The organism is Salinicola sp. LHM (genome assembly GCF_034479735.1).
Taxonomy (GTDB): domain Bacteria; phylum Pseudomonadota; class Gammaproteobacteria; order Pseudomonadales; family Halomonadaceae; genus Salinicola; species Salinicola salarius.
The window spans coordinates 1213597-1232430 of sequence record NZ_CP140261.1; the positions used below are offsets into that span (position 1 = coordinate 1213597).

Annotated in this window: 22 protein-coding genes; 21 read left to right on the plus strand and 1 reads right to left on the minus strand. The window is 59.8% G+C overall.

The window, feature by feature from the left end:
* Nucleotides 1-766 precede the first annotated feature (766 nt).
* Nucleotides 767-1504 (plus strand): hypothetical protein, encoded by a 738-nt coding sequence (locus R5R73_RS05755; protein ID WP_087721078.1) that lies wholly within the window; start codon nt 767-769, stop codon nt 1502-1504.
* Between the two features lie 34 nt (nt 1505-1538).
* Here the strand turns inward: R5R73_RS05755 and R5R73_RS05760 are convergent, their stop codons facing one another.
* Complete coding sequence (locus R5R73_RS05760) at nt 1539-2135, minus strand: hypothetical protein (protein ID WP_087721079.1); 597 nt, start codon at nt 2133-2135, stop codon at nt 1539-1541.
* A gap of 229 nt (nt 2136-2364) precedes the next feature.
* Between R5R73_RS05760 and R5R73_RS05765 the strand changes: the two genes are divergently transcribed.
* The 20 genes from R5R73_RS05765 (at nt 2365) to R5R73_RS05860 (ending at nt 18725) form a co-directional block, all read left to right on the plus strand.
* Nucleotides 2365-2820, plus strand: a complete 456-nt coding sequence (locus R5R73_RS05765; RefSeq protein WP_087721080.1) for an excisionase family DNA-binding protein — start codon at nt 2365-2367, stop codon at nt 2818-2820.
* Nucleotides 2820-3392: a PIN domain-containing protein gene (locus R5R73_RS05770; RefSeq protein WP_416221221.1), complete on the plus strand. Its 573-nt coding sequence runs from the start codon at nt 2820-2822 to the stop codon at nt 3390-3392. Before R5R73_RS05765 ends, R5R73_RS05770 begins: the two co-directional genes overlap by 1 nt.
* A 251-nt stretch (nt 3393-3643) precedes the next feature.
* On the plus strand, nt 3644-4729 hold the full coding sequence (locus R5R73_RS05775) for a transposase (RefSeq protein ID WP_322529095.1): 1086 nt from the start codon (nt 3644-3646) through the stop codon (nt 4727-4729).
* A 149-nt stretch (nt 4730-4878) separates the two neighbouring features.
* On the plus strand, nt 4879-5112 hold the full coding sequence (locus R5R73_RS05780; protein WP_087720928.1) for a DUF2281 domain-containing protein: 234 nt from the start codon (nt 4879-4881) through the stop codon (nt 5110-5112).
* Nucleotides 5109-5402 (plus strand): type II toxin-antitoxin system PemK/MazF family toxin, encoded by a 294-nt coding sequence (locus R5R73_RS05785; RefSeq protein WP_087720926.1) that lies wholly within the window; start codon nt 5109-5111, stop codon nt 5400-5402. The genes R5R73_RS05780 and R5R73_RS05785 overlap by 4 nt, the downstream gene beginning before the upstream one ends.
* Nucleotides 5403-5438: 36 nt before the next feature.
* Nucleotides 5439-6326: an Rpn family recombination-promoting nuclease/putative transposase gene (locus R5R73_RS05790; protein WP_322529096.1), complete on the plus strand. Its 888-nt coding sequence runs from the start codon at nt 5439-5441 to the stop codon at nt 6324-6326.
* 45 nt (nt 6327-6371) lie between these two features.
* On the plus strand, nt 6372-6572 hold the full coding sequence (locus R5R73_RS05795) for a hypothetical protein (RefSeq protein ID WP_087720924.1): 201 nt from the start codon (nt 6372-6374) through the stop codon (nt 6570-6572).
* A gap of 135 nt (nt 6573-6707) precedes the next feature.
* Nucleotides 6708-7496: a SapC family protein gene (locus R5R73_RS05800; protein ID WP_322529097.1), complete on the plus strand. Its 789-nt coding sequence runs from the start codon at nt 6708-6710 to the stop codon at nt 7494-7496.
* A gap of 165 nt (nt 7497-7661) precedes the next feature.
* Nucleotides 7662-7898, plus strand: a complete 237-nt coding sequence (locus tag R5R73_RS05805) for a DUF6447 family protein (RefSeq protein WP_322529098.1) — start codon at nt 7662-7664, stop codon at nt 7896-7898.
* A 141-nt stretch (nt 7899-8039) separates the two neighbouring features.
* The gene (locus R5R73_RS05810) at nt 8040-8255 is read left to right on the plus strand and encodes a hypothetical protein (RefSeq protein ID WP_322529099.1); all 216 of its coding nucleotides are present in this window, start codon (nt 8040-8042) and stop codon (nt 8253-8255) included.
* A 386-nt stretch (nt 8256-8641) separates the two neighbouring features.
* Nucleotides 8642-9154, plus strand: coding sequence for a hypothetical protein (locus tag R5R73_RS05815; protein ID WP_322529100.1), 513 nt, complete (start codon nt 8642-8644; stop codon nt 9152-9154).
* A 268-nt stretch (nt 9155-9422) separates the two neighbouring features.
* Nucleotides 9423-10454, plus strand: coding sequence for a phospholipase D family protein (locus R5R73_RS05820; protein ID WP_322529101.1), 1032 nt, complete (start codon nt 9423-9425; stop codon nt 10452-10454).
* A 90-nt stretch (nt 10455-10544) separates the two neighbouring features.
* Nucleotides 10545-11336 carry a SapC family protein gene (locus tag R5R73_RS05825; protein WP_322529102.1) on the plus strand — a complete coding sequence of 264 codons (792 nt, stop codon included), beginning with the start codon at nt 10545-10547 and terminating at the stop codon, nt 11334-11336.
* Nucleotides 11337-11384: 48 nt separating this feature from the next.
* Nucleotides 11385-11603 (plus strand): DUF6447 family protein, encoded by a 219-nt coding sequence (locus R5R73_RS05830; RefSeq protein ID WP_322529103.1) that lies wholly within the window; start codon nt 11385-11387, stop codon nt 11601-11603.
* A 50-nt stretch (nt 11604-11653) separates the two neighbouring features.
* Nucleotides 11654-12166, plus strand: a complete 513-nt coding sequence (locus R5R73_RS05835) for an opioid growth factor receptor-related protein (RefSeq protein WP_322529104.1) — start codon at nt 11654-11656, stop codon at nt 12164-12166.
* A 163-nt stretch (nt 12167-12329) separates the two neighbouring features.
* Nucleotides 12330-12911: a hypothetical protein gene (locus R5R73_RS05840; protein ID WP_322529105.1), complete on the plus strand. Its 582-nt coding sequence runs from the start codon at nt 12330-12332 to the stop codon at nt 12909-12911.
* 82 nt (nt 12912-12993) lie between these two features.
* Nucleotides 12994-13212: a DUF6447 family protein gene (locus R5R73_RS05845; RefSeq protein WP_322529106.1), complete on the plus strand. Its 219-nt coding sequence runs from the start codon at nt 12994-12996 to the stop codon at nt 13210-13212.
* A 256-nt stretch (nt 13213-13468) separates the two neighbouring features.
* Nucleotides 13469-14413, plus strand: a complete 945-nt coding sequence (locus R5R73_RS05850) for a hypothetical protein (protein ID WP_322529107.1) — start codon at nt 13469-13471, stop codon at nt 14411-14413.
* A 29-nt stretch (nt 14414-14442) separates the two neighbouring features.
* Nucleotides 14443-16032 (plus strand): class I SAM-dependent methyltransferase, encoded by a 1590-nt coding sequence (locus R5R73_RS05855; protein WP_322529108.1) that lies wholly within the window; start codon nt 14443-14445, stop codon nt 16030-16032.
* Nucleotides 16002-18725, plus strand: a complete 2724-nt coding sequence (locus R5R73_RS05860; RefSeq protein ID WP_322529109.1) for an Ig-like domain-containing protein — start codon at nt 16002-16004, stop codon at nt 18723-18725. The genes R5R73_RS05855 and R5R73_RS05860 overlap by 31 nt, the downstream gene beginning before the upstream one ends.
* Nucleotides 18726-18834 lie beyond the last annotated feature (109 nt).

Here is an 18834-nt window from a genome sequence, read left to right on the forward strand (position 1 = left end):
CTCGGCGGGGGTTTTTTATGTCCATAACTAATCACGCAACAGCCACGCATCGTATCGCCATCGGCAGGGGTTCCCACAGAACGCCTATGGAATGCCCCGGCCATGTGTCCGTCATTCGCCATACATATCGAATCCATTTAATGATTATCGTGTAAGAAATGGCTGACAAAACATGTCAGTCAATCGTGTAGGAGTTTTCGTCGGCATGACGCACGCGCCATCGAGCCGGGCAGAGACGGGTTCGCTCGGGGCATATTGAGACATGAAAAAAGAAGGGGTTGGTCATGGTCTGAAATATAGCAGGACGGCGCTGCCGCAGGTCGAGAGCTGGGCTGATGCCAGTGGTAGCTCGTCTTGCAAGCCCTGAATGTCTTCGCTGCATACAAGGGCGGTTACTTTTTAATCAAGGGGCTCTCTTCTCTGTAATCAAGGGGCTCTCTTCTCTGTAATCAAGAGGCTCTTTTCTCTGTGAAAAATAAAGGACACCCACTTATTTAACAGTGAAAAATAAAGGACACCCACTTATTTAACAGTGTATTTGCATAAGCTAATATAAAAATAACGCCGACTCGCTGAGGCCTTTCGCCATGACCCGTCCCCGCGCCGCCCTGGTGTCGCTCGACGCCACCCTTGGTATCACCTGGTCAACCGTTGCGTGCGGCGCGCCTTCCTGTGCGGCACCGATGCCGTCAGCGGCCAGTGCTACGAGTACCGGCGCGGCTGGGGGTTTTTATTTTGAAACGCGGCGAATTGCCAGGAGGAGACATTGATCCAACAAGACAGCATCGTCATGCTCGCTTCGGATTGGCGAGCGTGGCTCATCGCCTGGGGGCTTTACACCGGCCTCGAGATCGCCCTGCACGCCTGGGCGAGTTCCCGTGTGAGCCGAAAGAGGTGGCCCGGCTGCCGACCGGTGCGACTGACGCCGATGCTGATGTGGCTGGTCTCGAGTGGCTATGCGGCGGCCGCCACGTTCAAGCAAGGCATGGGGAAGGTCGAGAGGGCGTATTTCATCATCTGCTGCAATCGGCTCAACTTGTGGCTCAGCCTGGCCTTCTGCGTGGGCAGCCTGCTGCTGGTCCCCCTCGACACGCCGTGGGCGACGTTCTGGGCGGCGCTGTGCGGCTGGCGTTTCCTGTCCCGCAGTATCGAGATCACGCTGGCCTTTGCCCGGGATGTGCTGCGCAATCCGCGCGTCCATACGGATCGATCGGCGCTTCATCGCCATGGCCGTTTGCGTCTGGCCATGACCAGCTATCTGGAGATTTTCCTGTACGCCGCCGCGTTCTATGGGGCGCTGCTGTCGTTGGTGCCTTGGGCCGAAACCGGCTTCGTCATGGGGCGGGCGGTCGTCATGTCGCTCTCCATCGGAACCCTGACCAATGTGGGCGCGTACGTCTGCGCTTCGCAAGGGCCTGGAGCCTGGCTTCCCTTTGTCCAGGTGATTACCACCCTGAGCCTGGTGGTGCTGAGTCTGGCGCTGTATGCCTCACGGGATCGATAGCCCGGTCAAATCCCGTTGGGCGTTGCACCGGCACTTATCGCCCCGGCAGGTTGATGCACCACATCCATCGCCCAGCAAGCTGGGCGCCTACAAACACCGTTGGTTTGTATCGCTCCCGGCGGACGGTTTCTTCGGCGCCGGCATTGCTATTGTAGGAGCCCAATTTATTGGGCGATAACGGGGCGGGCTGGGGCGCCACATCCATCGCCCAGCAAGCTGGGCTCCTACAAACACCGTTGGCAATATCGTTGTAGGAGCCCAATTTATTGGGCGATAACGGGGCAGGTTGATGCGCCATATCCATCGCCCAGCAGAGCGGGGCGCCTACAAACACCGTTGGCAATATCGTTGTAGGCGCCCTATTTATTGGGCGATTAGCAGGTTTGGCAAACGTCGGTATCGCCATTGCAGGCGCCCAATTCATTGGGCGATCGACCGGTCCGGCGACATTGGCACCGTCATTGTAGGAGCCCAATTTATTGGGCGATAACAGGGCAGGGCGAGGCGCCACGTCCATCACCAACCAGCCATCGGGCAAGCGATAGAGATCACCCAGTCGACGATCCAGTAGCAACTCATAGGCCGCCACCTGCAAACTGCGATCCGCCGCGGGGAGATCATCGAACAGCACGATCCCGCGACTCGCAGGTCCACGGGTTCCATCTGGGACAAGCGCATGCTGACCACAACAGCTGTAGCTGGGTCTCGATGACGTGAGAGATCACAGCTAGGCGAGGATGGCGACAGGACCTGACCGAGAGAGTGGTTTCGAATATTTCGAATATTGTCGAGCGCTTCTCGATTGGCTATCATGGCTGCCATAGTGTGCAACGTAATGGCGGACTCGCCAGAGGTGAACCATGGGCTCGGTCCTTCAGTCCCTACCCAATGCCGAAGAAGCGGCCGTCGCCAAGCTCTCCAGTCGTGAGCTGGCCGCTTACGTCGAGACAAAAGCGGCCACTCAACAGGTCACACTCACCCATCGTGATGGCACAAGCCATCAGGTAGAACTGCCGGTGAGTGCCTTGCGGCTATTGGTCGACATCCTGACGGAGCTCGGTGAAGGCAATACAGTGAGCCTGATTCCGGTCCACGCGGAGCTGACGACACAGGAAGGCGCTGATCTGTTGAATATGTCGCGACCGACGTTTATCAAGCTGCTCAACGACGGGGACATCCCCTTTCATCGGGCGGGCAACCGTCGCAAGGTCAAATACACCGATGTCATGCAGTACAAGCAGCGTGTCGATCAAGAGCGACTGGCTGCCCTCGACGAACTCTCGGCTCTCGACCAGTCTCTCAATCTGGGGTACTGATGAGTTCCCACTTCACGGTCGTTTATGACGCCTGCGTGATGTATCCCGCGCCGTTACGCAGCTTGTTGATGTATCTGGCGATGAGAGACCTCTATCGGGCGCGCTGGTCACAGCAGATTCATCATGAGTGGATGCGTAATCTGCTCGAGAAGCGCCCTGATCTGACATGGGAGCAACTGGAGCGCGTGCGCCGGTTAATGGATCGCCATGTCCGTGGGGCTGTCGTGGAAGGGTTCGAGCCGTTGATCGAAAGCATCGATCTGCCTGACCCGAATGACCGTCATGTCTTGGCGTGTGCCCTGCAGTGTGGTGCCGAAGCCATTATCACCTTCAATCTGAAGGATTTTCCGGACGACGTCCTCGCAGATTATGACATCCGCGCCATTCATCCCGACGAGTTCCTCGTTGACCTGTTGGAGCTGGATGCGGGTAGTGTCATTGAGGCCGTCAGATTACACCGCGCCAGTCTGAAGAATCCGTCCTTCGAACCTGACGCCTATCTGGATGTGTTGCTCAACCAGCGCTTGCCGGACACTGTCAATCGCCTCCGCCAATTCCATTGGTTGATCTAGCAGGGGCCCGCCCTGTTATCTTCCTCGGTACAATTCTCCTGTCCCTACTATGTCCGCTTACGACAATGCCATCGCAGCTGCATTGGCATGATAGTGCTCAGCGTCTTGCGGGGAATCACAGCGGGCTTCACGCCATGACTGGGGTCGTTGAGCAATGGTCAGCAATAAAAAAAAAGGACACCCACTTATTTAATAACATATCCGGTGTGCGCTAATCTGAGAGCAACGCCAACCTGCTGAGGGTTCCCGCCATGACCCGTCCCCGCGCTGCCCTGGTATCGCTCGATGCCACCCCCTGGTATCACCTCGTCAACCGCTGCGTGCGCCGCGCCTTCCTGTGCGGCACGGATGCCGTGAGCGGGCAGAGCTACGAGCATCGCCGTGGCTGGATCAGCGATCGCCTGCATCAGCTGGCGGGGGTCTTCGCCATCGATGTGGCCGCCTATGCGGTGATGAGCAACCACTACCATCTGGTGGTGCGAGTGGACGTCGAGCGGGCCGAGGGCTGGAGCGACGACGAGGTGCTGAAGCGCTGGACAGCACTGTTCACCGGGCCGTTATTGGTGCAGCGCTATTGTGCGGGTGCCGACATGCTGCCGGTGGAAAGGAAGGCGGTGAGTGAGCTGGCCGCGACCTACCGTGAGCGGTTGGCCGATGTCTCCTGGTTCATGCGACTGCTCAACGAGGCCATCGCCCGCCAGGCCAACGCCGAGGACGGCGCGAAAGGGCGCTTCTGGGAAGGGCGTTTCAAGAGCCAGGCACTGCTCGACGAGGCGGCGATCCTCAGCGCCATGGCCTATGTCGATCTCAACCCGATTCGCGCCGGGATGGCGGAAACCCCCGAGACGTCTGCCTACACTTCGGTGGCCGAGCGGATGGCCGAGCTGCCGGAAGGTGACGAGCGTGACACCGGCAAGGCGAGGGCAGCCAGCCCCGATAGGCCGCCATGCGATTCACCTCGGGAGACGCCGGTGGGCCAAGGGCCGGCCTGGTGCGAGACGCTGCCTTGCCAACCGCTGATGCCCTTTGACGCGACCGCTCGGCTTTCCCACGCCATTCCCTTCGCCTTCGAGGAGTATCTCGAACTGGTCGAGAGTACCGGCCGCTGCCAGCGCCCGGACAAGCGCGGGCAGATCGGCGAGCGCGTCCCCACGCTGCTCGACCGGCTGGGCATCGACCCGGAGGCCTTCATCGCCGCTTCCAGTACACTCATGCAGCGCTTCGGCAGCGCGGTGGGCACGCCAGCGAGCCTGACCGCTCGGTGCGCGGCCCGCCAGGCCCGGCATCTGCGCGGGATGCGTGCTGCACGCGAGGTCTTCGAGCGCCGGGCGGCGTGAGAGCTGGTAAGTGAGCCACCGGTGGAACCTCGCAGCAAGCAGCCTCACTGAGTATTGAGCAAGTTGGGGAGGCCTCGGGGCAGGCGGAAGCCAGTGGCTGCCGTGCTATCCTGAGCATAATGACGATGGTTCCCATTGGGGTAGAATCGATGCAGCTAGAAGAACTCATAGCCAAGGTCAGCCGTCTTCCTGCCTTCCGTCAGCAGGAGGTGATTGATTTTGTGTCGTTCCTGGAGGCGCGCTACGGGGATGCTGAGCATGGCGAACCGGCTGACTGGTCTGAGCAACAGTTTCGTACCATGAGCGTCGAGCAAGCCATGCGTGGGCTAGAAGACGAACCGGATCTCTACTCCGAGGACGATCTCAAGGAACGCTGGCAATGAAGCATGCCGGTCAGATTGCGTTGATGCCGTTCCCTTATACCGATCTGACACACAGCAAGAAGCGACCGGTACTCTTGCTGCGTCGGCTCGATCATGCCCAGGATGACTGGCTTGTCTGTATGGTTTCCTCCCGGTTGCATCAGGCTGAGCAAGCTCTCGACTGGATGCTGAGGCCAGACGATGATGAGTTTGCGGATTCTGGTCTCAAGGTGGCCAGCGTCTTTCGACTCTCTCGCCTTGCCGTGCTGGACGGAGAATACATTCTCTCATGCAAAAACCCTCGCGACTGAAGCCCCTCCACAAGAGCAGCCCACAAGGCATTCCACATGAGTGAGTTACTCGACCCTACCAACGATTACGTCTTCAAACGGCTGTTTGCCGACGCTCCGGATCTGTTGGTGGATCTGATCAACGACCTGCGCCCGGATCTGCCCGACATCGCCTCGGTGGAGGTGTTGAACCCCAACATCGAAGCCAGTGAGCTTACCGGCAAATACATCATCCTCGACGTGCTGGCCCGTGATGGCGAAGGCCACTGCTATAATGTCGAGGTACAGGTGCGTCGCTACGGGGCCTGGCACAAGCGGGGCCTGTTCTATCTGGCCCGTACGCTGGGCAGCCAGCTGAGCGCCGGCGAAGACTATCAGGAACTGCGGGCGACGGTCGGATTGCATCTGCTCGATTTCGATCTATTTACCGCCACGAATGCTGAGCGTCAGCAGGCGATATGGCGGTTCGAGATGCGTGATGAACGCCAGCCGAGTATTTCGTTGGGGAACATCCTGCAGATGAACCTGATCGAACTCAACAAGGCGGATCGGCTGGGCTTGCCGGAAGGCCCCTTGTGCGCCTGGATCACCTTCTTCAAGCACTGGCAGGAGGAACTCACCATGGCCAATATTGCCCATGAACCGGTCAAGAAAGCGATGAGCCGTATCCGCGAACTCAGCGCCGATGAGGAAGCCCGTCGGCTGGCATTTGTGCGGGAACGGGCACTGCGGGATGAGGTATCGCTGCTCAACGACGCCAAACGGGAAGGGTTGGAAGAGGGTGAGAAGTTGGGTCTAAACAAAGGCGAGCGGTTGGGTGTCGAAAAAACCGCCCGCAATCTGATCACGTTGGGCGTGCTCAGTGATGAACAGATTGCGGAAGCCACGGGGCTGACGGTGGCCGACGTGGAAGGACTGCGCGGGGGTGGCACTGGCACGCACTGAAAGGCGGATCGGCTGGGCTTGCTGTTGAGGATGTGACGCGGCTACGTGCCGAGGGCAAGCACTGACGTCGCTGCCCATGATAGCGAGCGCTTGGGGAATCGCTGCATAAACCTCGACCTGCGCAACGTGGCCGCTGCGCTCTTTCGGCTGGAGCACAACCGCGACGAGCAGGACATGCTCGACGTGCTGGGCACGCTGGTCGAGTGGCTCAAGGCGCCAAAAAAAGAAGGACTCCCACTTATTTAGCCGTTACCTGACCCCGGCGTACCGTGCGCCGGAGTGCGGTGTAGGCGTTCGATAATCCGGGGGCTCTTCAGGGGGAGAAGCGCTGGTACAATCGATCGATATTCTTGAATTCCAGAACTGTCGATAGGAGACATCATGCCGGAATGGGTCGCGGTATCGCGCACACAACACGCCGATCGCCATTACCAACCGCGCCAGGGTTATCGTTTTGCCGCCGAACAGCCGGTCACTTCGATCCTGCTGGCCGAACTGGGCAAGCTGCTGCCGCATTATGCACTGGGTTTCGTCCAGCAGGGCGAGAGCACTTATCAAAGTTACCAGCCGGTGGCGCTGCTGGGCCTGAATGGTCAGCACAACCTCTATGTTCACCCGGATGGGCGCTGGCTGGGCAACTACGTACCGGCCAGCCTGCGCGGCTACCCGTTCACCCTTGCCAATACCGAAGATCAGCAGCAGGTGCTGTGCATTGCTCAGGATCATCTGCTGGAAGGCGAACAGGGCGAACCGCTGTTCGATGAGCAAGGCCAGCTTGAACAGCGTGTACAACAGACCCTGGGCTTCCTGCAGGAGTGCGAGAAGAACCGCCAGCTGACCCAGGCTGCCGCCGGGGTGCTGGGCGATACCGGCGTGATCGAGCCGTGGCCGCTCAAGGTCGAGCGTGGGGAAGGGCAGGAGCCGCTCAAGGTCAACGGCCTGTACCGCGTCAACGAGAAGGCGCTCAATGCCCTCGATGCCGACACTTACGCCACGCTGCGCGGCGGCCCGATGGCGTTGGCCTACGCCCAGCTGTTTTCGATGAGCCAGCTTTCGCAACTGGCCGAGCGGGCGAAGTTTCACGACAAGCACCACGCTCAGCAGCAAACCAGCGAAAATCTCGACCAGTTCTTTGGTGACGACGAGGAACTGACCTTCGATTTTGGCTGAACGGAAGAAATGAAGATGTTGCGACGTATCAGACTTTTACTTCACTTTTTCCACAGATGGGAGAAGGTGGGGATTGATCAACGCGTTGACTGCGATCTTGCAAATTATCAATGCAAGGTTTGTGGAGAAGAAAAGCGCGAATTTAATCATTGAGGAGCTATGACCGTGGCAGATGATACAACGGCCATCACCATCGATGGCACCGAGTACCAGATTGCCGATCTTTCCGAGAATGCCCGCAACCAGGTGATGAACCTGCGCGTGACCGACCAGGAGATTGCTCGCCTGCAGCAGCTGGCGATTGCCCAGACGGCGCACACCGCGTATGCGCGTGCGCTGAGCTGCCCAAGCAGGCGCACTGAGCCTGGCATGATCGATCCGGCTGCAGCAGGCGAGTGGTGACGTATAGTAGAATCGCCCTCTGCCGGAAGGCTGCGCCTCTCTAAATGCCATGGCTACATGGTTGGATGCATCTCACAGACCTGTCCACCGGAGATATTGCCATGACAGCAGGCTTCATCGAATGTTATTGGGAGGTGGGATGTGAAAAATGTGCTGTTTTTAATGGCTTTTTTGGCCTTTTTTGCAGCGATTTTGTTCTTTTTGGATTGGCTTTTGGAGAAACTGAATGTCAAGAGAAAGCACGATGACAAACTACTTTGGATAATTATAGGAGTGATCGTTCTCTCGTTTATAGCAGTCTTTGGTTTGGAAGGTTATGAACAGTTACCTTGGGAAGATCGCGTGCTGAGGCGGTAAAGGCACTACGGTAGGTGGTCAAGGTGCTACACGTCAGTGGTGATGCTAAATGGATGCTGGAGTCCATTGACAGCGCTTCTGGTGGCCGGAATTTTGACAGGCGCGGTATGTTTGATGCTTTCCCTGAGTGGCGCTTCATATGTTGTTCAGAGTCACTTCGGCTTCTGGTTTATTTCCTTTTTAGCCGGTACGTGACACGATCCATATAAAGAATGCTGTAAAAGTTCGGATTGCGCACGAGTCGTGAGCGCGCCCTCTGTCTTCCAGGATAGCGTATGGATTTAATTCTGGAATTCTACTTCCTTGGTTGGAAAGGGCCGGTTGGTGTGAGCGAGTGTCATGAGTGGATGTGTTGCTGATGGCTTTTCTGTGAATGGGAACTGGATATGAATCGTATTGTTTTCTGGGTAGTGGTGCTTTTAACGGCGATGTGGGCAAATATCGCACTTGCTGGCGAGGCTGACAGTCGAGAGGGTAGAACCCCTGTTGTGAGTCGTGAACTTGTCTCTGAAGCACTGAGTTGGGTCCAAGTAAAAAAGCCTGAGCTGGAATGGTCGTCTCAGCTAACCTTGGCTTCTGCGCTGTTACGGGAAATAGTGCTTGAAAGATCAGGCGGAGATAAAAGCGAATCGGTCGTGCAAAAGTGCGCAGATTATGGAGATGCCGCCCATCGAATAGCTTTTCATCAGCAAATGGGACAAAGAAGCGAGGAGATAAGAGATTATGTGGAGAAAGTCATTGCTATGGCACCTGGTATACCCTGGCCTGATTTTAGTGTTGTTGACGAGATGATTTCGCGTTCACAGAATGACTTGTCAATAGAGAAGACGGATTCTGGTAAAGCAGAGCAGATATTATTTTTCTCCGCGCGGGAATACGAACGCTGTCTTTTGATATGATTGTTCATCGATATGGCTGAAGCAGGGGTTTTGATCTTGTAACGTTGAAGAAACGCGCCAAATTTCACGACGAGTACCAGGCGCAGCAACGGCTCAGCGAGAATCTGGACCATTTTTTCGACGGTGATGGCGAAGAACTGACCTTCGATTTTGGGGAGTGATTCGGGGCGGTGAAGCACCGGGTCTTGTGGCGTTTGGTGCATCGTCTATGTGAAGTTGAGTTGTCGTTCATGTAAAGTGGAGATACTTTTCTCTGCAAAGAACTGCAATGATGTTGATGACCGAGCCCGCGCAGCTTCGCGCTACACTGGCGGACATCCGGCCCACCCATGTGGCTGTCGCCTACCTGGGATACGGTTGGTCCGATTACCTGGATGTCACTGCATTGGAAGAGATCGTCGTGTCACCGACATTGGGTTCTTTCCCCTATGCGCTGGATGACCTCCTCGATGCAGCCGATCGGCATGGTATCGCGGTGTACTTCCAGCCCGACCTGCATGCCAAGTTGTTTATTGGCAACGATTCCTGCCTGATCGGTAGCGCCAACCTGAGCCGCAACGGCTTTTCGGGGGGGCTGCGCGAGGCGGGTGTGCATCTGCAAGATCCGGATTCTGTGCAACAGGCGCAGGCCGTGTTCGAAACACTCAAGGCCGGGGCGGTGACAAGTCCGGACAAGCAGCGTGCCATGGTCAGCGAGCTGGTGGAGACATGGCAGCGTGCGCGTCGTCACGGCGTCCTCCCGAATGAGGACGGTGACCGGCCGGCTGGCACGATCCTGGATTGGAAACCCGGCGTCGAGCGTGTGCAGATGGCCTGGTTCGACGCCAAAGTGGATATCTCCTTGAATGAGACGAGTATTCGTCAGCAACTCCCCGAAATCGGCCACCATCAACCGCAGGATTATTTCGAGGACTACGCAAGCTTGGTCGAGAGGGACGACGTAAAAGCTGGGGATTGGCTGATACTGTGGGCGGCCAAGGGTGACGGTACGCCGGATCAGCGTAGTAGTCCTTATTGGTTGCGTGTCGATCGGTTGATTTCCGAGGCCGCGGATGCCAGTGAAGCGCCCTATACACAGTTGGCCGTCACACTGAGCGATAGCAAGGCGGTAACGCCGCCGTTTGAGCTCGATGAGCGAGCAAAAAGGCTTATTAAGCAGCTGCTGGTTAGTGGCGATTATCCGGCGCTGTTGTGGTCCGAAGCCCGTGAGCCATGGCGTTTCAAGGATGCCAGGGAAGACAATCAGCGCTTCTTGGCTGACCTGCAGCAAGCCTATCGCGATGAGGCAGTGAGTGACTGAACGGCCTGCGCTGGATCGCTTGGTCCGGATACTGTCACGCAACGGCACTTGTTACCATCACCGTTTATCAGATTCGATCAGGAGGTCGGCATGCCCGAGTGGGTCGCGATATCTCGTACGCAGCACGCCGAGTATCATTACCAGCCGCGTCAGGGCTATCGTTTCGCTGCCGAACAGCCGGTCGCCACGATCCTTCTCGCCGAACTGGGCAAGCTGCTGCCGCATTATGCGCTGGGCTTCATCCAGCAGGGCGAGAGCGCTTATCAAAGTTACCAGCCGGTGGCGTTGCTGGGCCTGAATGGTCAGCACAACCTCTATGTTCACCCGGATGGGCGCTGGCTGGGCAACTACGTACCGGCCAGCCTGCGCGGCTACCCGTTCACCCTTGCCAATACCGAAGATCAGCAGCAGGTGCTGTGCATTGCTCAGGATCATCTGCTGGAAGGCGAACAGGGCGAACCGCTGTTCGATGAGCAAGGCCAGCTTGAACAGCGTGTACAACAGACCCTGGGCTTCCTGCAGGAGTGCGAGAAGAACCGTCAGCTGACCCAGGCTGCCGCCGGGGTGCTGGGCGATACCGGCGTGATCGAGCCGTGGCCGCTCAAGATCGAACGCGGGGAAGGGCAGGAGCCGCTCAAGGTCAACGGCCTGTACCGCGTCAACGAGAAAGCGCTCAATGCCCTCGATGCCGATACTTACGCCACGCTGCGCGGCGGCCCGATGGCGTTGGCCTACGCCCAGCTGTTTTCGATGAGCCAGCTTTCGCAACTGGCCGAGCGGGCGAAGTTTCACGACAAGCACCACGCTCAGCAGCAAACCAGCGAAAATCTCGACCAGTTCTTTGGTGACGACGAGGAACTGACCTTCGATTTCGGCGACTGATCCCGTACCCTAACGGGTTCACACTTCAATCCAATCAAGGACATACCCATGGCGGATACCGACACCCAGGCAAGCCAGACCGTGACCATCGACGGCACCGACTACAACCTGGCGGACCTTTCCGAGAATGCGCGCGCCCAGGTCACCAATCTGCGCGTGACGGATCAGGAGATCGCCCGCCTGCAACAGCAGCTGGCGATTGCCCAGACGGCACGCACCGCGTATGCACGCGCGCTCTCTGCCGAGCTGCCCAAAAAGGCGCACTGAGCCTGGCGCTTTAGGTCATTGCCCTGCGGCTACAACACAAGGAAAGCCCCATGAGCGAGAATGGGCGTCGCTTGATTGCATTCACTCTGGGGCAATGTCCCGATCACAAGGGTCGCAATATCGAGGATATCTGGTCGCTTTCCCACTTCTGGCTGGAACACACCCACGACACCATTCAATGGCTGTTTCCGATTCCCGAAGCCGGCCGCTTCAACGGCTTCGCGCCGCTGCTGGACGCTGAAGCGCAGGCCGCCTTTGCGGAGTCTGACGAACTGAAGGCGCGTCAGCGCCGGTCGCTCGACGTGATGCTGGATTTCTTCGGCCTGGCGCGGGAACCGGATGGCATCGTGGCCTTGCCCCACCTCAACCCCAGGGAACATATCTGGCTGAAGCGGGGCGGGCACAATCACCTGCGGATCTCGCGCATGATCCGCAGCCTGCATTTGTGCCATCAACCGGAACTGGCCCGCGCCTTTCAGGCCGCTGTGATCGAGATCGGTACGCAGCAGGGCTTCGTGTCGGCGCAGTCGGTAGGTTACTGGCGAGCGGCCATTGAGGCGTAGGTATTGAGGCGTAGGTATTGAGGCACAGGCATTGAGGCACAGGTATTGAAACGTAGAAAGGCTGAGCCCGGCACCCGAATATCCGGGCATGGCCTGCCGTTTCACGGTTTGGCTGGGCTTGGCTCATCACCTTTGCAAATGCATTCAACGATACGGAGAGAGAATGGCTTACTGGAATGACCCGCGTGTCCGGGTGCTGAAAAAATACGGAATCCTGATCGACGCAGAACCCGAGGTGCTGGAAAGCCTGCCGGGCAAACTGCCGCCGGCCGATGGCGATATGACCTTCAATCAGTGGAAGCTGAGTGTCTTCGGGGAACCTGTCGACGTGGGCATCTTCTCGCTGGAGTGGCCTTACGGTAATACTCGGATGAAAACGCTGAGTGGCTGGGGTGGCGAATACGTCAAGCAGGTTCTCAGGCACCAGGCGAAGGTCGCCAGGCAGCGCAAACAGGAAGAGCTGGAAGCGTTACAGCTGGAACTGGCCGAGGCGGCAGGCGAGGCTCACATACCCAAGGAGCTGCTGGAAGCCGAGGTCGACGAACTGGAAGATACCCTGCAGCCGTCGGTCAGGGAGTTCTTCGCCCGTGAGCTGGAGAAAGTGGATGACGATGTCTCGATGGAGCAGCTGCTTCAGAAGATGCTTCGGTTCATGAACACGGCAGCGGCAGGTTTCGCGCAATCCCAGCAGCGGGTAGAACAGCTGCAGAGCCGGCTGGATGCCTTGGATCCGGAACGGAAGTGACAATGACGATCTGGTGTTCGATTTTGACGCCCGATCCCGTACCCTAGCGGGTTCACACTTCAAGCCAATCAAGGACATACTCATGGCGGATACCGACACCCAGGCAGGCCAGACCCTGACCATCGACGGCACCGAATACAATCTGGCGGACCTTTCCGAGAATGCGCGCGCCCAGGTCACCAACCTGCGCGTGACCGACCAGGAGATCGCCCGCCTGCAACAGCAGCTGGCGATTGCCCAGACGGCACGCACCGCGTATGCACGCGCGCTCTCTGCCGAGCTGCCCAAGCAGGCGCATTGAGCCTCTATGGCCTTGCCTGACAGTGGCTCACCCCGGCGATGGCCGGGGTGAGTCGATGAATCGATGCCCGCCGCTCGCCGGGTTCCTGCCTTTCCCACGTATTCCTGCAATTCCCGCTTATTCCTGCAATTCCCGCTTATTTCTGCAATTCCTCACATAGCATCAAGCGAATCGTCCGGCCGCCGATAACGATGATGAGCCGTCCGAAGCCTGGGGCGCGCTGACGTTCGATTTCGTCAACCGGAGGCACGTCCGCGTGTCCAGACCCTTGCTCCCCAACGAGCCCCGCATTCCCGATGAGCCGCGCGAACAGGCGCTGACCGCCCGCTTTCTATCGCCCGCATTGGCGGCGCTGGAGTCGCTGTTTCTGGCGTTGCGTGCCGAACTCGACCCGGCACTGCGCCAGGCCAGGCCGTTCAAGCAGGGCAAGCCGTATCCGCTGGGCCAGTGCCTGGAAATTTCCCAGGCGGTGCAGCGCCAGTTGCAGCAGCGCGACCCAACGACACTCGACGGCGAGGCGGTGCAGGGCTACCGGGCGCTGGCCGCGTTCATGCAGCACGGTGGCAGTGTCCGGCAGGTCTGGGGCGATCTGCGCGGCGAGTATTTTCAGAACGCCTTTCTCGTCGGCACGCTCTATGTCGACGTGGCCAACGATACCGTCGATCCGGCCAAGCCGCCGGTCGAGGTGCTGCCGTTTGCGGCGTCACGTCTCGTGCCGGTTGCCGATTATCGCCACTTTGCCCTTGTGGCGGCTCGCTACTGGCAGGCGCGGGTCTATCCCAATCATCTGCTTCCCGAACTGGCGCCATTCTTTCCTCTAATCACCGTGACGGCGGCCGGGTTCGTGCAGTTGCAGGCGGCGTCCAACTACATGATCGCGCTCACGCTGGCCGGCGCCTTCCACCCCGCTGAAACCGTGCTGGCGGAGGCGCCGAAGAATGCCAGCCTGTTCGGTCTTCTCCGTCAACGTCTCGCTTCACAGCCCTGCGCGCTGCCCGTCGCATTGGCGGCTCATCCCGAAGCTGGGCGGGCGGCTGCGCTGTCGATGTGCCAGACGTATCGGGAGCAGGGCGTGGCGGAAGATGCGCTGCGGCGCGATACGGCCGTGAAAGCCGTCTTGCAGGTCAATGGCGAACTGGCGCGTTTCACGGTCGTGGCGAGTGAGGGGGGCGAGGCCGCAGGGCGTTCTTGCCCACAATGATGGATGACACCAATCGCAGGAGAGTTGCCATGGCATCGCCGGAAACAGGCTATGTGACCGACCAGGAATATACCCACGGCTATTACGCCGAGCTAAACCCGTTGCGCCTGCGTCTGGCGCTGCTCAATGGGGGGTTGAAGCCGCCGGTCATCGAGCATGCCTGCGAGCTGGGCTTCGGTCAGGGCGTGAGCGTCAACCTGCATGCCGCCGCTTCGCCGGTGGCCTGGCAGGGTACCGACTTCAATGCCGCCCAGGTCGTGCGTGCCGGTGAAATGGCGGCGGCCAGCGGCGCCGATGTCCATTTGGCCGACGAGGACTTCGCCACCTTCTGCGCCCGCGATGACCTGCCGATGTTCGATTACATCGCGCTGCATGGTATCTGGAGCTGGGTTGGCGATGCCAACCGGCGCACGCTGGTCGACTTCATCCGCCGCCGTCTCAACCCCGGCGGTGCGGTGTATGTCAGCTACAACACCTTGCCGGGCTGGGCGGCGATGCTGCCGGTGCGCGAGCTGATCAGGGCGCATGCCGATGTGCTGGGCGCGCCTGCCGTCGGGTCGGCAGCGCAGTGGGACGAGGCGTTCGCCTTTGTGGAGCGGCTGTGGCAGAGCGATCCGGCTTTCGCCCGTGCCCATCCGCAACTTCAGCAGGCACTGGCGCAGCTCAAGACGCAGGATCGCCGCTATCTGGCCCATGAATTTCTCAACCGCGACTGGACGCCGATGAGCGTGACGCAGATGGGCGACTGGCTGGGCGACGCGCGCCTGAGCCTTGCCGGGTCGGCACAGCCTCTCGATGACATCGCCGCGTTGCAGCTCAGTTCGTCACAGCAGGCCCTGCTCGAGGAGATCGGTCATCCGCTGTTGCAGGCCGCCACCCGTGACGTGATGGTCAATCAGCGCTTCCGCCGTGATTACTGGCTGAAAGGTGCTCGCCGGCTCAATGCACTGGAAGTGGCTGCGCATCTGCGTCGTGAGCATGTCGTGCTGCTGCAGCCCGCGGCGGACGTGACGTTGGAAGTGAAAGGGGCGCACGGCTCGGCGGCATTGCAGCCGCAGATCTACCAGCCGGTGCTGGCGGCGCTTGACGGTCAGCGGTCGCGGACGATCGCTGAGCTGGAAGCGGAAGTACACAAGGCGGGGGTGACGTTCAACCAGCTGCGCGAAGCGTTGAGGGTGTTGGTCGGCAAGGGCGCGGTCGCGCCGGCGCAGGCACCGGAAGTGGCCGACCGCGTGCGCCCACAATGTGCGCGGCTCAACGAGCATCTATGCAGCCAGGCGGCGCTGGGTAGCGAGGTGGGGTATCTGGCCAGCCCGGTCACCGGGGGCGGGGTGAGCGTCGCCCCGGTCGAACAATGCTTTCTCGATGCCCGCCGTACCGGTCTGACCCAGCCCGAAGCGTGGGCAGAGGTGGCCTGGCGTGTGCTCATTGCCCAGGGCCAGCGCCTGATGCGCGACGGCCAGCCGCTGGCAACGGAGACGGAAAACCGCAACGCCCTCATCGAACAGGCCCGGCGTTTCATGGATAACCGTCTGCCGCTGCCGATCATGACGGTATATATGAGGTGGATGTCACGGCTAGTGATGGAATGGATCAAACCTCTCAAACGCTGTCGGTGAGCGTCACCGATATCAACGAGGCGCCAACGCTGGGCAGCGATACCAAGGCGAGCGTGGCCGAAAACACCACCGGCACGGTCTATACCGCCTCGGGCAGCGACCCGGAAAACAATCCGTTGACCTATACGCTGAGCGGCACCGATGCGGCGTTGTTCACCCTCGATACCAAGAGTGGTGCGTTGAGTTTCAAGAGTGCGCCGGACTATGAGGCACCGGCGGATGCGGGCGGCGACAACGTGTATGACGTCACCCTTACGGCCAGCGATGGTAAGCTGAGCAGCAGCGCACAGGCGCTGGCGATTAGCGTGACCAATGCCAACGACGCACCGGTGTTTACCACGTCGACCAAGGCGAGCGTAGCCGAGAACACCACAGCGGTAGCTACATTGGCTGCCTCTGATGCCGACGGCGGTACGCTGAGCTATTCGCTTTCTGGCGGTGCCGATGCGGCACTGTTCACGCTGGATGCCAACAGCGGGGCGCTGAGCTTCCAGAGCGCGCCAAACCACGAACTGCCTGCCGATGCCGATCATGACGGTATATATGAGGTGGATGTCACGGCTAGTGATGGAATGGATCAAACCTCTCAAACGTTGGCGGTGACCGTCACCGATGTCAACGAGGCGCCGACGCTGGGCAGTGATACCAAGGCGAGCGTGGCCGAAAACGTCACCGGCACGGTCTATACCGCCTCGGGTAGTGATCCTGATAGCGATACGCTGACCTATACGCTGGGCGGCACCGATGCGGCGCTGTTCAATCTCGATACCAACAGCGGCGCGTTGAATTTCAAGGATGTGCCGGACTATGAGGCGCCGACGGATGCCGGCGGCGACAACGTGTATGACGTCACCCTCACGGCCAGCGACGGTAAGCTGAGCAGCAGTGCACAGGCGCTGGCGATTAGCGTGACCGATACCAACGACGCCCCGGTATTCAGCACTTCCCCGTCGTTGAGTGTGGTGGAGAACGCCAGGGCGGTGGCCACGCTGGCTGCCACTGATGCCGACGGCGATACGCTGACCTATTCGCTTTCTGGCGGTGCCGATCAGGCGCTGTTCACGCTGGATGTCAGCAGTGGGGCGCTGAGTTTCAAGCGTGCACCGAACTACGAACTACCAGGGGATAGTAACGGCGATAACGTTTATGACGTCGCGGTCACAGCGGATGATGGCCACGGCAGCGCGACACCGCTAGCGCTGGCGGTGACGGTGGCCGATGTCAACGAGACGCCGCCCTCGCCACCCAATCCGGCTCCCGGTCCGATCACGGTCACTCCCTCCGATCCGCAGCCGAGTACCCCCTCCGGCAACCCTTCGGTGAGCGAGACGATTACCAATACCGGCCGTGACACGGGCACCGCCAAGCTGGTCGAGAACACCGGCAATGCCAACGAGGTGACGGCGACGCTGCCGGGCGGTGTCAGCCTGGTCAACCAGGGGGCGCGCAGCGCCATCGATACGCAGCAGGCGCTGGCCGACCTGATCGGCAGTATCGATGCCAAGCAGCCCACCAACCTGAGCGACCAGACCGGCGTGGCCAGCCAGTGGCTTACCAATCGCCCCGACGGCACGCTGCTCGATATTCGCACGCTGGTACTGGGTGACAGCGGCAACGCCTCGGCAAGCACGCCCATCCGGATCACCGGCATCGCCAATGACGGTTCCTCGGGCAGCAACCACCAGGAAGCGTTCGTCATCGACACCAGTGCGCTGCCCAGCGGCAACCATCTGCAGCTCGACAACATCGACTTCGCCAGCATCATCGGTGCGACCACGCTCAGCGGCGGCGACGGTGCCAACGTGGTCATCGCCGACGATGCCGTGCAGACCATCGTGCTCGGTGCCGATGACGACGAACTGCATGCTGGTGGCGGGCGCGATGTGGTGGGCTCCCATGGCGGCGATGACCTGATTTATGGCGAGGCGGGTTACGACCGGTTGTTTGGTGGCGAAGGCGATGACAGCCTCGATGGCGGAAGCGGCGTCGATGTCGCGCGATTCACGCTGAATGCCGGGGATGCCACGCTCCATCATGCCGATGACGGCAGTCTGGTGGTCGCAGCCGGCGTGCTGGGCAACGACACGCTGAAGAGTGTCGAACTGCTGCGCTTCGATGACCGGGTCATGCTGACCGAGGCACCTGATAGTGCCTACGTCTCGGGCTTCGACGAAGTGGGTTATCTGGCACGCAGCCCCGATGTGGCCGCGGCGGTGGCGCAGGGCGATTTCGCCGATGGTCAATCCCATTATCGGCAGTATGGTACCGCCGAGGGGCGTGAGGCTACCGGAATCACCGGCTTCGACGAGGCCTTCTATCTGGATCAGAACCCTGACGTAGCGGCGGCGGTAGCACGCGGTGATTTCGTCAGCGGCTATGGGCATTATCTCCAGTATGGCATGGCCGAAGAACGTGACCCTGACGCGCTATTCGACAGCGCCTGGTATCTTGCCCAGAACCCGGACGTGGACGCGGCGCTCGCCGAGGGGGTGTTCGACAGCGCCTATGCGCACTACCTGGCCTACGGTAGCGACGAAGGCCGGTTGCCCTCGGCCTGGTTCGACACGGCGGCTTATCTGGCGGCCAACCCGGATGTCGCGGCGTCGGAAATCGATCCGCTGACACATTACCTGGCCTACGGCGAGGGGGAGGGTCGGGTGATCGTCGCCGCTGATGATGGCCTGTGGGTGTGAAGGGCATGCGAATCGATCGTCGGTAACCGCAGTGTACCGTTCTGACTCAGGCTGGCATGGCGTTCTGTCGTCGTCAGGACGCCAGACATCAGAACATCGGAATATCAGA